This window comes from Paraburkholderia suaedae, assembly GCF_040812055.1.
Classification (GTDB): domain Bacteria; phylum Pseudomonadota; class Gammaproteobacteria; order Burkholderiales; family Burkholderiaceae; genus Paraburkholderia.
This window is the reverse complement of the sequence record NZ_JBFOAH010000030.1, coordinates 15,960-28,856: the sequence shown is the minus strand read 5'-3', so window position 1 is coordinate 28,856 and position 12,897 is coordinate 15,960. Positions and strand designations below refer to the sequence as shown.

Here is a 12,897-nt window from a genome sequence, read left to right as displayed (position 1 = left end):
TCTGGACAATGCAATCGAAACGGCTACCTGTCGAGTAAAAACTCACGGCGTCGTAACCCTCACCATTGCCGGATCGCATCATACCGGCGCACTCGAGACTTACCTCCCTCGAATCACACAACTGGTTGCGGGGCATTGTCACGATGCCAAAGCGGTCGCGTAAGATAGCGCGATGAAGAAAGCCAAATCGCTCTATCACGGACATCGGTTCCCGGCGGTGGTCATCAGCCATGCGGTGCGCTGGTACTTTCGTTTTCAGCTCAGCCTTCGTGATATCGAAGAGCTGCTGTTCGAGCGCGGGGTGATTGTCAGTTACGAAACGATCCGGCGTTGGTGCGACAAGTTTGGGGCTGGCTTCGCGCATCGCGTCAAAGCGGTTCGCCGAAAGGCGGGTACCACCTGGCATGTGGACGAAGTGTTTGTTACGCTGCGCGGCGAGCCTTATTTGCTGTGGCGAGCAGTCGATCAGCACGGCGCTGAACTCGATATCCTGTTGCAGAAGCGTCGCGACAAGGCTGCGGCCAAGCGGTTTTTCAAGCGCGTGCTGGCGTCGTGTCCCAAAGTGCCGGGCAAGATCGTCACCGACCAGTTGCGCAGCTATCCGGCGGCGAAGGCCGAAATTGCCGAACTGGCAAACGTCAAACACGTTTTCGTCAAAGCGAGTGCACGGGTGAACAACCGTGCCGAAAACAGCCATCAGCCTACGCGTGAACGCGAGCGCCGGATGCGTGGCTTCCGCGACCCGAAACGCACGCAAGCTTTCCTGTCGAGCTTCGGACCGATCCGCCAGCACTTCGCGCTCAAGCGACATTTACTGCGTGCATCACTGTATCGCAAACAGCTCGCCGTACGCTTTGCTACGTGGCATCGCTTCACCGGGCTTACCCAAGATCCGTCCGACTTCTGAGCCAGCGGTACGCTCTATCGGCTATCGCGTCATCAACACGCCAACGTGACAATGCCCGGAGGTTATCTGTACCCGGCCTCCGACGACTCCGGCCCCAGTGGCTGACGCGTTTGACATGTACACGTCAGCGTCCTGTCCAGATGGTGCGTCTAGACTACTGCTGTGCTGTGGCGATTGACAGGCGACGGCGGCTCTCGTGTTCGCACGCAGGGAGTCGACCGTGAGCACGCTTTTTGTCTCTTCGAGCTAGATCCGACGCGAGCCGATTCGTGAACAGCCGTGGCGGCTGCGCTGCCGGCCCGGCGCAAAGCTCTCCGCGGCCCGCATCGTCATGTCCACACAGCATCAAGCGGAGGTCACCATGAGTCGAGATCCTGCTCGTTCAACGAGCGTCGATTTCCTGCGCGGCCTCGCGCTGATCGTGATCACACTCGATCACGACTCGCAGAGCGCGCTCTCGCATCTGACACTGCATGCCTATGCATTTTGCGACGCGGCCGAGGCCTTCGTCTTTTTCGGCGGCTATGCGAGCGCGGCCGCTTATTGCGCGATGACAGCGGGCGGTGGCGCAGTGCAGGCCTATCGCCGCTTTGTAAAACGCAGCGGGGAAATTTATCGCGGCTATCTCCTGACGGCCGCTCTGATGCTGCTTTGCGGCCTGGCGATGCTCGCGCTGCACATCCACACCGCCGCACTTACCTACACCGATGCGCAACTGTTTTTGGTCCGGCCATTCCAAACGCTGCTCGATATCGCCATGCTACGGCGCCAGCCTGATCTGGCTGCGGTGCTGCCGATGTATATAGGGTTCGCGCTGTGCGTGCCGCTGGTCGCACCGGCGATTCGCCGGCGGCCGGTCACCGCTCTGCTGGCGAGCCTGGCGTTGTGGTTGTGCGCTCCCTCGCTTTCGCATTTGCTGCCGAGCGCCGATCCTATCGGCTGGTCATTCGATCCATTCGCGTGGCAGTTGATGTTTGTGTTTGGCATGCTGTGCCGGCTGCATCCGGTGTCCCCCGTCTTCCAGGCCTCGCGCGCCGGACTGCGGCTGACGTGGATCGCGCTCGCCATAGCGCTGGCTTTCGCCACTTACAAGTTGCTGATCGAGAACCAGCCGGAAGCGGGCTATTTGAAACAGCACCTGAGTTCCCTGAGAGTCGTCAGCTTTGTCTCGATCGCCTGGCTTGTCGCCCAGTTGGGTCGGTTCGGATGGATCGACCGGCTTGCCGCGGCGCTACCGCCGATTGTCACGGTCGGTCGCCAGGGACTGACCTGTTTTATCTGGGGAACGCTCACTTCGATCGTTGCCGACACCGCGCTGCAGGTCGCGGCGCCCACTTTTCATACACGCACGCAAGCGGTTGCCGCGGCGCTATCGGCAGACTTCTTGACGATCGCAGCGGTGCTCGCCGTCGCCATCTTTAGCGCCAGGCTCAAGGCGGACGGACCAGTACTGCGGCGGCCACACACAATTGGCCGATAAGGATGCCAAAGGTTCATTGCCGCCGCCTTGGCGCGATGAACGTTGCGCAAACGGCCCGTCATGACTCAGGCAACGGTAAATAACCGATTCGGTATCCTTACGAACAAGGAGCCGGTCTTATCAACGACATCGCGAACGCGTGCAATGATGCGATACGCGAGCTGGCGTGACCGCACTAAAAGTTCCCGCTGACCTGTGCATCGAGAAGCCGCACGGAAGGTTCAGGGGCAGCCCGGTCAACTTTCACGATGAAATGCAGGCCGGTTGCAAGGCCGCTAGCGGTTGCCTGTGTTGGTGCGCGAGAGTTTGCGTCGCGCATGCTAGATACCGGTTCGCCGATGCGAGGTCGGTGATACGTTAAAATGTACTTGCATCGCAGTGATTCGAGGCATTGCATCGCTCTTAATCTGACACTCCCTAACTTCCACCTGGATTTACATGAAACTCGTTTTCAAGAATTAAGCGTGCCGCAGCGCCAAGGCCGGCCTAGGCAAGAAACGGTTTGGCCCGCGACGGGCGAACCGTTTCTGATTTGACCGCATATGTGTTACCCCTGCGTCTTTTCGCCTGGACCCAGATACATCTCCGCCACAACGAGAAAGTCACGGGACCGGCACGAGGCCAGGCACCCGATGCGCAAGCTGCTCAGCAAGCACGGACGCGCGCCGCGTACGTTGATCACCGACAAGCTCAAGAGCTATGCGGCAACGGAGAGCGATGCAGGGGTAAGGTTGTAATGCGCGTTCACTTCGTAGTTCGTGAAATGGACATATGCGGAGTTCGCAAGCGACAGAGCCGCGGTGCCACTGGTGAAACCAGTTGCATTGAAGCACCGCTTCGTCGAGAACGACGGATGTCGCTGCCGCCATGACATTGTATGCGGCGCCAATCAGCATTCCCGCACTCGATGCGACCGCCGAGACAGTGTCGGTGACTACGAGCACGTGAACTTTTTTGCCGCAGGACGAAGCCAGTTTGCCGGTGCGCTCAAGTGCACACTTGGCCTCGGCTGAGCCGTCGTAGTAAACCAAAATCGGTCCAGACTGAGTCATGGGCAATGTTTGGGTTTTGTCGCGATAAGGCGTGGCGTGGAGAAGCCATCCTTAGCAAATAGGAATCCTTATTTGGCAAGCGAGTAAAATTTGGTCGGCAGATGTCTGATTCAAACCGTGGGTCTGCATTTGCCCCTTTCGTCATGTTCTCTAATTCGGCTAATGTGGCTGCCGATCGACGCGACAGGTCCGCGAGCCACAGGCGGCGGCAAGGGAGATTGACGAAGGTCATTTATTTCGATATTCAGGCGGTGCCAATCTTTTGAGGTGAACGAAAACACCATACAGGGCTGGACTTTTTTTTGCCTTATATCGGATTACTTATTAAGTGCGTGCTTTGACGGCGACAACCGAAGTGTCGTGCTGCGCCTAGTTAGTCGTTCCAAGCAGAGTGTTCGTGTACCGCTGGAAAAGCCACGCTAGCAGAATTAATGGACACCATTAGCGCCCTTATGGGCACCGCTAGCAGAATTAGCGATCTTCAACACCATCTGGCCATCTCGCTCGACCCTGCCGGCGATGACTTCAAACTTTCGAACTTCCTGGAACTGGTTGGCGCTTAGCACCGTTCCATCGATCGCGATCCGCAAGTGGCTGGCGCGGTTGCGTTTCACTCCCGCTGCTCACGCAGCTTCTATTGTGTTGCATCGACCGGTTGAATCCGCCGTGCGCATCGTCGCCCCGGCAACGCGGACGCGTCGAAGTTGAAAAAAGATTCAGGCGCACTTGCCAGCGATGCCCGCCGCATTTAGAACGACGGCATTGCCGCCGCGGCTTTTGGCCTGGTACATCGCGTGGTCGGCATTGACCTGCAGGGTCTGTTCGTCCAGTCCGTCGTCCGGATAAACAGCCACGCCCACGCTGGCCGAAACCCCCAGGATGCAACTTTCAACTGCAAAGGGTTTTTCGACAGACTGACGCAGCTTTTCGGCGATCGAAACCGCGTCTTCAGCCTCATTCACGGCCGGTAAAATGGCGACGAATTCGTCTCCACCGATGCGCGCGATAGTGTCCGACTCGCGTAGGCATTGCTTCATACGCTTGCCGATGCGCTGCAGCAACATGTCGCCCACGGCATGGCCGTAGCGGTCGTTGACCGGCTTGAACCCGTCGATGTCGACAAACAGCAGGGCGAATTTCGTACGCGAACGTTTTGCGTTGAGTATTGCCTGCTTGAGCCGGTCGGCAAACAGAATGCGGTTAGGGAGATCGGTGAGGGGGCAATGCTGGGTGAGATAGATGATGTGCTGCTCGGCTTTCTTTCTTTCTGAGATATCTCGAAAAACCACGGTTACCCCATACATGTTGCCGGCGTTATCGCGCAAGGGGGCGCACTTGTATTCAACGGGAAAGCAGGTATTGTCCCTGCGCCAGAATACGTCTTCCAGGACATGGCGGTACTTGCCATCCGATAGCGTCGCATGGATCGGACAGTCTTCGACAGGAAAAATCGAGTTGTCGGCGTGATGGTGGTGGATAGTGTCGTGTCCGAGCCTTCCGACCAGACTGTCGGCATCTTGCCAGCCAAACATGATCATGGATGCGGCGTTCTCGGCGATGATCACGCCGTGCATGTCGAGGACATGAACCCCTTCACTGACCGAGTTCAGGATATTGTTCAGCGTGCCGTTCGCCGTTTCCAGTTGACGCCTCACTGTCGACGTCCTGACCATGGCGAGGATTTTCGCTTTCAAAACCTCTTCAGGCGCTGTTTGCGAAACAAGATCGTCAGCTCCAGCCTGAATAACGGTGGCAGGGTTTTCCAATGAATCCGGAGCGGTGAGTACAACTATCGGTGTCCATGGCAATTCCTGCATCGCCTCGATCACCCGGATCTTGCCCGCAATCTCGAGTCCCGACATGACAGGCAGATCGCTCTCCATCAATATCAGATCGACGCGTTCAGTGCAGAACATATCGAGTGCGTCGCGTCCATCGGAGGCGACGATCAAGTCGTAGCCGGATAAAGACAGGACCGGCTTCAGGAAGGCAATAAAAGCAGGGGTTACGCCGGCAAACAGGATTTTCACGACTGCGATCTCGGAGAAGCGCGGAGCCAGATATATCAGGGACAGACATAGTGCCGAAGCAGATGATGCGCCAAGCCTGGAGCATCATCAAGCGGCACCCCGCGGGTCCCCAGCCAGTCTTCAACTGCATCGGCCGGCGCCTCCGACGGCAAAAGGTCGGGAGAACAGATGGCCCACGGATGTGTGATGCTAGCCGACGATCAGACGACAACCCCTTAAGGCGTTTTTCAATCCATTGGTCGGCTCCAACATCGATGACGCCGCGCCCAGTACATCTCTGCCTATAGCCATATATTAACGACCGGCTCGTTCAATGCGTGTGAAACGGAAGAGTGAATACCTGCGCCGAGTCCAGTAAACCCTGCGCCTGTTCCTTCAGCGTCTGCGCCGCAGCGGCCGACTGCTGCACCAGCGTCACGTTTTGCTGCGTGTTTTGCTCAAGGTGCCCGATCACACCACGTACTTCGCCGATCTGCTGGGTCTGCGCACGGCAAGCCTGGTGCATCGCTTCCATGATGTGCGTCACGCGCCGCGATGCTTCGACAATGTTGGTGATCGTCGTGCCCGCCGCGTCGACCTGCCGCTCCCCCTCGTTAATCCGCGCGCTGCTCGCGCCGATGAGTTCCTTGATTTCCTTCGCCGCAGATGCGCTGCGCTGTGCGAGCATGCGCACCTCGCTGGCGACGACCGCGAAGCCGCGACCTTCAGTACCGGCCCGCGCCGCTTCGACTGCGGCATTCAACGACAGCAAATTAGTCTGGAATGCGATCGAATCGATGACGGAGATGATGTCTTCAATGCGGTTTGACGATTCGCTGATCGCGCGCATCGTGTTCACGACCTGACCAACCACGGTGCCACCCTGTGCCGACGTAGCGGAAGCATGCTTTGCCAGTTCGTCGGCGTTGCCCGCGCTTTGGGCATTGGCCGCAACGCTGGAGTCGAACTCCTCGAGCGCGCCGCTCGCCTGTTCGAGCTCGGCGGCCTGCCGTTCGGTGCGCGTACTCAGGTCGGCGTTACCCAGCGCGATTTGCTCCGTGGCGGCCGCGACGCCCTGCGCGGCGTCGCGCATCTGGGTGACGATTTCGGCGAGCCTTTGCTGCATGCGCGCCATCGCGGCGATCACGCTCGACGTATCGCCCGGCCGCAACTCGATTCGGCGCGCGAGGTTGCCCGCACGGATCGACTCGGCCAGTTCCACCACGTCGCCCGGCTCAGCCCCGAGGGCCTGGGTGATGTTGCGCACGGTCGCGTAGACGATGGCGATGCCAACCCCGCACGCGAGCAGCGTCAGCACGCCCATCAACCAGCGAAAATCGGTGCTGATCTTCCGCGCCTCGGCGCTTTCCTGCTGGTTGAGGTGCTCCTGATAGTCGATTAGCGCGTTGATCCCGGCAAGCCATTCGACAAGCGCGGGACGTGCATCATCGAGCAGGATCTTGCGCGCGCCCTCCACGTCGCCCGCCTGCTGGAGGCTGATCACCTGCTGGATCAGCGGCAGGCTTCGCTCCCGCGCGGCGTTGACCCGTGCATAGATCGCCCGTTCCTCGGCTGTGATGTCGGTACGTTCGGCGTAGATCCTGGCGAGCGGTCCGGCCGATTCCTCGTACTCGCTCGCGAGCACCTTAATGTGATTGATGACCGAAGGCAGTTCCGCCGCCGATACAAGCGTCACATCACGCACCGCAATGGAGCGGTCGTGAACACTTCCGCGAAAGTTGATCGCGTACCGTTCCTTTACGCCGTTTACGTCGATGATGTCGTCGAGCCGCGCCCGAACCATCTCGACCCGGCTGATCGCGATGATAGTCAGCGCGACGAGCGCAATGAGAACCACGCCGAACCCTGCGATCAACCGCGCCCGAATGCTCAATGTGTTCTTGTTTGTGTTCATGGGTTCCCCGTGTGCTGACGTAGCCTTGACTTGTGTGGGCCGTTGCGGGCCAAGCCACCCTGCGCGGCGCGCCCTCTCTGTTCGGGTCTAATAATAACAACAAAAAGCCCTTTTGATAATCTTTATGTATTGCCATACCGTCGTCAATTGACTTTGACTATCCTATTCCGCACCCGTACTGCGGTTTTCCTGCCGTTGCTTTGTCACTCGGACAGGATTCCCGGATCTTCGTCGAATCGTTCGTACCGGCGTACGGCAGGCCTTCGGTTCTCGCGGTCGTTGGAGATTGTCTTGCGGTGCCACGCGCTCAGACCTTCAGCGTAGGACAGATTCGACGGCCTCCGGCTTGCCATAAAGCCAGCCTTGGGCGAGTTCGATACCGCAACCCTGCAATGCGGCATGCTGATTTTCTCTTTCCACGCCTTCGGCGAGCACCAGGCAACCCCGCTTGCAGAGCCGCTCTGCTGACTCACGAATCGCGGCCATAAAGTGCGATCCCTTGTCGGCGTTGCGAATCACCGTGATGCAAAGTTTGACGATGTCCGGCCGCAACAGGCGGACGGTGTCGAAGTCGGCGAACCCGCATCCTGTGTCATCCAAAGCCAGCCGAATCCCCAGGGTGCGCAAACGATTGACCACTTCCACCAAACCCTCTGCTTCGTTGAGGGGCAGGTGCTCAGTGAGTTCGATCATCACTTCCGGTCTACCGGCTAACGCCAGCTTGTCCGCCGCGAGGGTCAAAGCATCCGGGCCCAAATTGATGGTCAGGAAGGCGTCTGGCGGTAATTTGTCTTTCGTGCGCTCGAGAGCCAATTCGGCACACAACAATTCCGCATCCACGGTACGCCCGGCGGCGGAGGCCGCATCAAATAACTTATCCGGGCGTTCAAGAGGTGAGCCCTGCGGACCTCGGGAAAGGGCTTCGAAGCCAACCACCGCACGATCGCTGACGCGCACGATCGGCTGCAGAAATGTCTGTATGCAGCGGTCCGTCAGAATCGCTGTCACGTCGGTAGAAGATCCTGCCTGGTCCACAACGTGACGTTGGGGTTGAGACCTCAACTGGTCTTCGGTCCATTGAGTCCAGCATGCCTTTGCATCCCGCTCGCCTGTTTCGGGGGACATGAGGAATACGGACAAGTCGGCGGTTATGCGAGCGCCCGTCGCGCCGCCGAATACAGTCATCAGTGACTGCCGGATCAGGTTGCGCCCTGCGTGTTCGATGGCCTCCGCCACTTCCCTGGCATCGCGCGGCAGGCCGTCCGAAAGGACACGAAAGCATGCCGCCCACCTTCCATCGGCAGCGCAACCATATCGGTCAATCACCGCATGTTGAGCCAACAAACGCGCGAGCACGCCATCTGCTGCTTCGCCAAAATCAGCCATCGCCTGGCGGCCTGCTTCATCACCGAAGATTTCAGACAGGTGCACGCTCTCCGCAATGTTCACGCTCAGGACGCCAATGATCCCGGTCATTTGCGATAATCCCGATCGCCCCGGCACGTAGACTTCAGCGACTTCATTTGCATGTATCAAACTATTTTCTATATTTGGCGAGTATCGGATCCGTCATCGGCACGGCCTGTATGATCCGGATTCGGTAAAGCTGCTGTGTGTTGCGTCAGACGACTATTTCGGGCAGAGGCCCAACTGGACCCGGCAATCATGAGCATCCCGTTTCTGTTTTGAATCCTGCTGCACCATATTCGATCAGTGTAACTTTCATCAGCATGACATGATCCGGTCGTCGAGATGGCATCTTTGTCATGTCTGCCCTGACCGTCAAAAAGTGGTCGAACTTCGGACATTCGCACGCTTATGTCGAAGGGTAGCTCAGGGTCGTCTTCGGTCCTCCGCTGTTGCCGGTAACGGTTGTCGGTGCAGAGAATCCAAAGCTCTGGCGATAGTGCTGCGGCGTCACGCCCAGGCGTCGTCGAAAAGCGCTTCTCATCCTGCCTGCATCCTTAAACCCGCATTCGTACGCGATCGACTTGAGAGGACTCACCGAGTTCTCCAGCAGTGCGCGCGCCGCATCCATTCGGGCACCTTCAACGAATTCCGCCGGGGGGATGTTCGCTTCCCGTACGAAGGTTCTTGCAAAGTTTCTGACACTCATATTGGCGACTGCGGCCAGTTCCTTGACGGAAAGCTCCGCTACAAATTGAGCCGAACCGTCTTGCCCTGGAGGCGGCCGCACGCAGCCACTGCTGGAAATCTTCGCCGAACGTTTGATTCACGAGTCCTGGACCTCCTGCAACCAGAACCAGATCGATGGGCTCGTTCACCTCGCTCCAATGACGATCCGCAATCAGACCGACACCATTCGAACACCGCAGTGGTGAGCGATCGATTCCGATGATCTCAAGCTGATAGTGCTCATCAGTCAGCAGGAAACGGTTCGCTTCCGCAAACACATCCATCGGTCCGGCGACGTCGAGCGACTGAGCACCGGTGAAAGCGATAAGGGCGACGGTCGTCATGGAGATGCGCAGTAAGTCAGGGGCAGACGGGCGCGTCTATAGCGCAATGGTGATCGAGTCCGAACTGGCTCGCGACACGCAGACGGCCATATACGACTGACGAGCCTGGGCCGTCAGGCACATGTCTTTGTGCTGAACCGCACCATTTGAATAAGGCACCACGCAGGTTCCACAAGTGCCGGTTTCGCAGGACGAAGGCGCATAGACGTTGTTTTGCCTGACCGCGTTGAGGATGGTTTGCCCTGGCGCAACTGCGATACGGAGCTTGCTGATCAACAGGTCGACCACAAAAGGGGATGCGTCGCTAGCGTCTGCGGGTGAGACGAATGCCTCGAAATGAAAGTGTGTCTCAGGCAACGTCGACTTCGCGTCACGAACCGCCTGCATCAGCGGCGCAGGGCCACAGCAATACACATGCGCACCTTCGGGCAATGCCGCTATTTCCGCCTCTACGTCGAAAAGACGGTTCTGATTGTCGTCCGAGAAATACAATACCGTGTGATCGGCGGAGGCTTCGATCTTCTTCACGAATGCGGCGGATGACCTTCTTCTTGCAAGGTAATAGAGCCGGAAGGGGGCATTGATGCTTTGGAAATGCTCGATCATCGACAGGAACGGTGTGATCCCGATGCCTCCGGCGAACATGACGTGCAAAGATGCATCTTCGGCCACGGGAAAGCTGTTCGACGGCGGCGAGCATTCAATGCTGTCGCCCACATCTAGCGACTCGTGTATCCAGCGTGATCCACCCCGACTCTCAGCAGCACGTGCCACACCTATCGTATAGGCGTCGCCGTTTGAATTCGAGCAAAGCGAATATTGACGGACGAGTCCGTTCGGCAAGCGGAGTTTGACGTGGTCCCCGGGTCCTGAAGCGGGCAGCAAAGCGCGATCGGTGGGCACGAGTACATAGGAACGGACAGTGTTCGACTCCTCTACCACGCGCTCGACGCGAACGTTCATCCAGTCAGGATCCGAGGCGCACTCAATACGGGTTTTCTTAACGTCGTCTATTGAATCCGCAACAGCAATATTTGACACAACATTCTCCGTAGTCCGAGATTCCCTATGCGAGTCGATGACTGGTTTGATCCGGTCAATTACTCTGCGGGATTATCTGGCAAGAACCCGCTCCTCAGATTGGTTGGTCTGCATGGATTACAGCCAGATTGACGCCGATTCCTGCCATCGCAGCCATGACCCTGCCCGTGGCTCGATTCGCATGCTGCTTGGCTCGAATAGCTGCCATTCGCTTCGTGCCACGTAACTCTGCAGGTTTGATAATCGACGCCGACTTACCCCACAAGCTACTCACTATGGAGAAAGACTGATGAACATCGCTGTCACTAACCCGGCGGAACGGGTCGGCCCTGCATTTTCAGTTGATGGTATGTTACTGGCCCGTCAAAAGACGCGCGAGGCGATTCGCGACATCGCGGCACGTGTCGTCCCCGGCATGGTGGAAGAAGACGCAGTTGAAATGGCCAAGCAAGTCATGTTCGATTCGGGCTTGGCGCTGACTTGGCACCCGACCCGTGTGCGCTTCGGAAGCAACACGATGAAACCCATGAAGGTGGAATCCGTTGCCGGCGTGGTGCTGAAGGAGAACGACATCTTCTTCCTCGACATTGCGCCACGCGTCGAAGCATGGGAAGGAGACGGAGGCAAATCATTCGTCGTGGGGCAGCACGCAGAATATGAACGCTGCGCCCGTGATGCCGAGCGCCTGTTCCACGAGGTACGTGCCGTCTGGTCCAAAGAGAAGCCGTCAGGAGAGAAGCTTTACGCGTTTGCCGACAAGATGGCCAAAGCGATGGGATGGGAACTGAACTTCGATTTGCCCGGCCACCGCGTTTCCGACTTCCCGCACGCCGCTATTCACAACGGCTCACTGGCCGAATTCGACGCAAGCCCAGCGGCTATGCGCTGGATTCTCGAGATACACGTCAGAGACCCGCAGGGGAGGTTCGGCGCGTTTTTCGAAGACATGCTGCTCGACGACAGCTTCTATGCATAACCGCTACTAAAGTCTGGCCAAGCGCCTTGGCGTCAGGATGTGTCACGAATCGGCGTAATGAGGCCATTTCGGGATCGGCGTAATCAAGCCACGAGATGATCGCCGTAATCGAGCCAGTGTAGGATCGGCGTATTGGAGCCACTCGATGATCGGCGTATAGGAGCCACCTGAGGATCGGCGTAATCAGGCCACTTGACCGGCTCGTTGTTATGTCGGGCTGCAGCCCCGAAACTCATTTGAATTTCCGTAACCCGGTACCTTCGGATTCTTTGTCCGGAGGGCCGATGAGTAAGAGGAGGTTCGTTAGGCGCGCGTGGAAATTAGGTTCAGAGGCGACACGGTGAGTGCCCTTGTACGCGGACTGTATCGTAAAGAGCCGCGATGCGACCTTTGTTGAAGCGCACCTTGCACGGGGATGACACTCGTGCTCTGTTCGCCGCGATCCTGAAGACGGCGCCACCAATGCCGGCACGTCTGCCGTTGTGACGACCGACAGGGAGTTGGATCGTTTTTTCGCAGCGTTCGATTTGACCAAACCGATTGGCATGCGCGATTTCGCAATTGCACGATGTATGGCCGATATGGCGTTGCGTCGCATGGAAGTCGTGCGACTGCAGCTGGGATCATTCGATTGGTCGAATGGAACGTTGACGCTAACTCATAACCAGAGCGGACGAGAATGCAAGCTACCGCTGCGGGTACAAACGGCCCACGCACTTGTCCGCTATTTACAGTACGGACGGCCCCATACGAGTAATCGGGCCGTCTTTGTCCGGCAAATCGCGCCGTACGACAAGCCCAGCGACGCCGTTGCCATCAATCACCTCATCAGAGGCACCTTCGTACGTGCCGGTCTCGACGACCGATTTCATGGCGTCCACGTGTTGCGACGCACGGCAGCAACCCGCCTCATTCAAGGTGGGGCATCGCTAAAAGAAGTTGCCGATGTACTGGGACGCTTTACACCAGGGTTGATCTTGATCGTCTGCGTAAGGTAGCGCAACCATGGCCGAAGCGTCGATCATGATCGCGCCCGG

At 58.1% G+C, this 12,897-nt stretch carries 11 protein-coding genes; 4 read left to right on the top strand and 7 right to left on the bottom strand.

Annotated elements, in window-relative coordinates; genetic code table 11:
• The first annotated feature begins 172 nt into the window (after positions 1-172).
• Both ABQJ48_RS30625 and opgC read left to right on the top strand, forming a co-directional pair.
• Entirely contained in the window at positions 173-907 is a 735-nt protein-coding gene (locus ABQJ48_RS30625) for an IS6 family transposase (RefSeq protein ID WP_367841702.1), read from the top strand.
• 361 nt (positions 908-1,268) lie between these two features.
• Positions 1,269-2,387: an OpgC domain-containing protein gene (gene opgC, locus ABQJ48_RS30620; protein WP_367841701.1), complete on the top strand. Its 1,119-nt coding sequence runs from the start codon at positions 1,269-1,271 to the stop codon at positions 2,385-2,387.
• A gap of 1,480 nt (positions 2,388-3,867) precedes the next feature.
• Here opgC and ABQJ48_RS30615 read toward each other — a convergent pair.
• From ABQJ48_RS30615 to ABQJ48_RS30585, 7 genes are all read right to left on the bottom strand, one after another.
• Entirely contained in the window at positions 3,868-4,053 is a 186-nt protein-coding gene (locus ABQJ48_RS30615) for a hypothetical protein (RefSeq protein WP_367841700.1), read from the bottom strand.
• 102 nt (positions 4,054-4,155) lie between these two features.
• Entirely contained in the window at positions 4,156-5,469 is a 1,314-nt protein-coding gene (locus tag ABQJ48_RS30610; protein ID WP_367841699.1) for a diguanylate cyclase domain-containing protein, read from the bottom strand.
• A 310-nt stretch (positions 5,470-5,779) separates the two neighbouring features.
• Entirely contained in the window at positions 5,780-7,363 is a 1,584-nt protein-coding gene (locus ABQJ48_RS30605; RefSeq protein WP_367841698.1) for a methyl-accepting chemotaxis protein, read from the bottom strand.
• Positions 7,364-7,678: 315 nt separating this feature from the next.
• Positions 7,679-8,839, bottom strand: coding sequence for an EAL domain-containing protein (locus ABQJ48_RS30600; protein ID WP_367841697.1), 1,161 nt, complete (start codon positions 8,837-8,839; stop codon positions 7,679-7,681).
• A 340-nt stretch (positions 8,840-9,179) separates the two neighbouring features.
• Entirely contained in the window at positions 9,180-9,479 is a 300-nt protein-coding gene (locus tag ABQJ48_RS30595; RefSeq protein WP_367841696.1) for a helix-turn-helix domain-containing protein, read from the bottom strand.
• Entirely contained in the window at positions 9,412-9,843 is a 432-nt protein-coding gene (locus ABQJ48_RS30590; protein WP_367841695.1) for a DJ-1/PfpI family protein, read from the bottom strand. Before ABQJ48_RS30590 ends, ABQJ48_RS30595 begins: the two co-directional genes overlap by 68 nt.
• 36 nt (positions 9,844-9,879) lie before the next feature.
• On the bottom strand, positions 9,880-10,884 hold the full coding sequence (locus tag ABQJ48_RS30585; protein WP_367841694.1) for a PDR/VanB family oxidoreductase: 1,005 nt from the start codon (positions 10,882-10,884) through the stop codon (positions 9,880-9,882).
• A 289-nt stretch (positions 10,885-11,173) separates the two neighbouring features.
• Between ABQJ48_RS30585 and ABQJ48_RS30580 the strand changes: the two genes are divergently transcribed.
• On the top strand, positions 11,174-11,860 hold the full coding sequence (locus ABQJ48_RS30580) for a M24 family metallopeptidase (protein ID WP_367841693.1): 687 nt from the start codon (positions 11,174-11,176) through the stop codon (positions 11,858-11,860).
• A gap of 500 nt (positions 11,861-12,360) precedes the next feature.
• The gene (locus ABQJ48_RS30575) at positions 12,361-12,858 is read left to right on the top strand and encodes a tyrosine-type recombinase/integrase (protein WP_367841692.1); all 498 of its coding nucleotides are present in this window, start codon (positions 12,361-12,363) and stop codon (positions 12,856-12,858) included.
• Positions 12,859-12,897 lie beyond the last annotated feature (39 nt).

Excerpts from the sequence above, each read along its gene's own strand:
- ABQJ48_RS30625 (WP_367841702.1), top strand. The coding sequence starts at position 173 with ATGAAGAAAGCCAAATCGCTCTATCACGGACATCGGTTCCCGGCGGTG.
- opgC (WP_367841701.1), top strand. The coding sequence starts at position 1,269 with ATGAGTCGAGATCCTGCTCGTTCAACGAGCGTCGATTTCCTGCGCGGC.
- ABQJ48_RS30605 (WP_367841698.1), bottom strand. The coding sequence starts at position 7,363 with ATGAACACAAACAAGAACACATTGAGCATTCGGGCGCGGTTGATCGCA.
- ABQJ48_RS30600 (WP_367841697.1), bottom strand. The coding sequence starts at position 8,839 with ATGACCGGGATCATTGGCGTCCTGAGCGTGAACATTGCGGAGAGCGTG.
- ABQJ48_RS30595 (WP_367841696.1), bottom strand. The coding sequence starts at position 9,479 with ATGAGTGTCAGAAACTTTGCAAGAACCTTCGTACGGGAAGCGAACATC.
- ABQJ48_RS30590 (WP_367841695.1), bottom strand. The coding sequence starts at position 9,843 with ATGACGACCGTCGCCCTTATCGCTTTCACCGGTGCTCAGTCGCTCGAC.
- ABQJ48_RS30580 (WP_367841693.1), top strand. The coding sequence starts at position 11,174 with ATGAACATCGCTGTCACTAACCCGGCGGAACGGGTCGGCCCTGCATTT.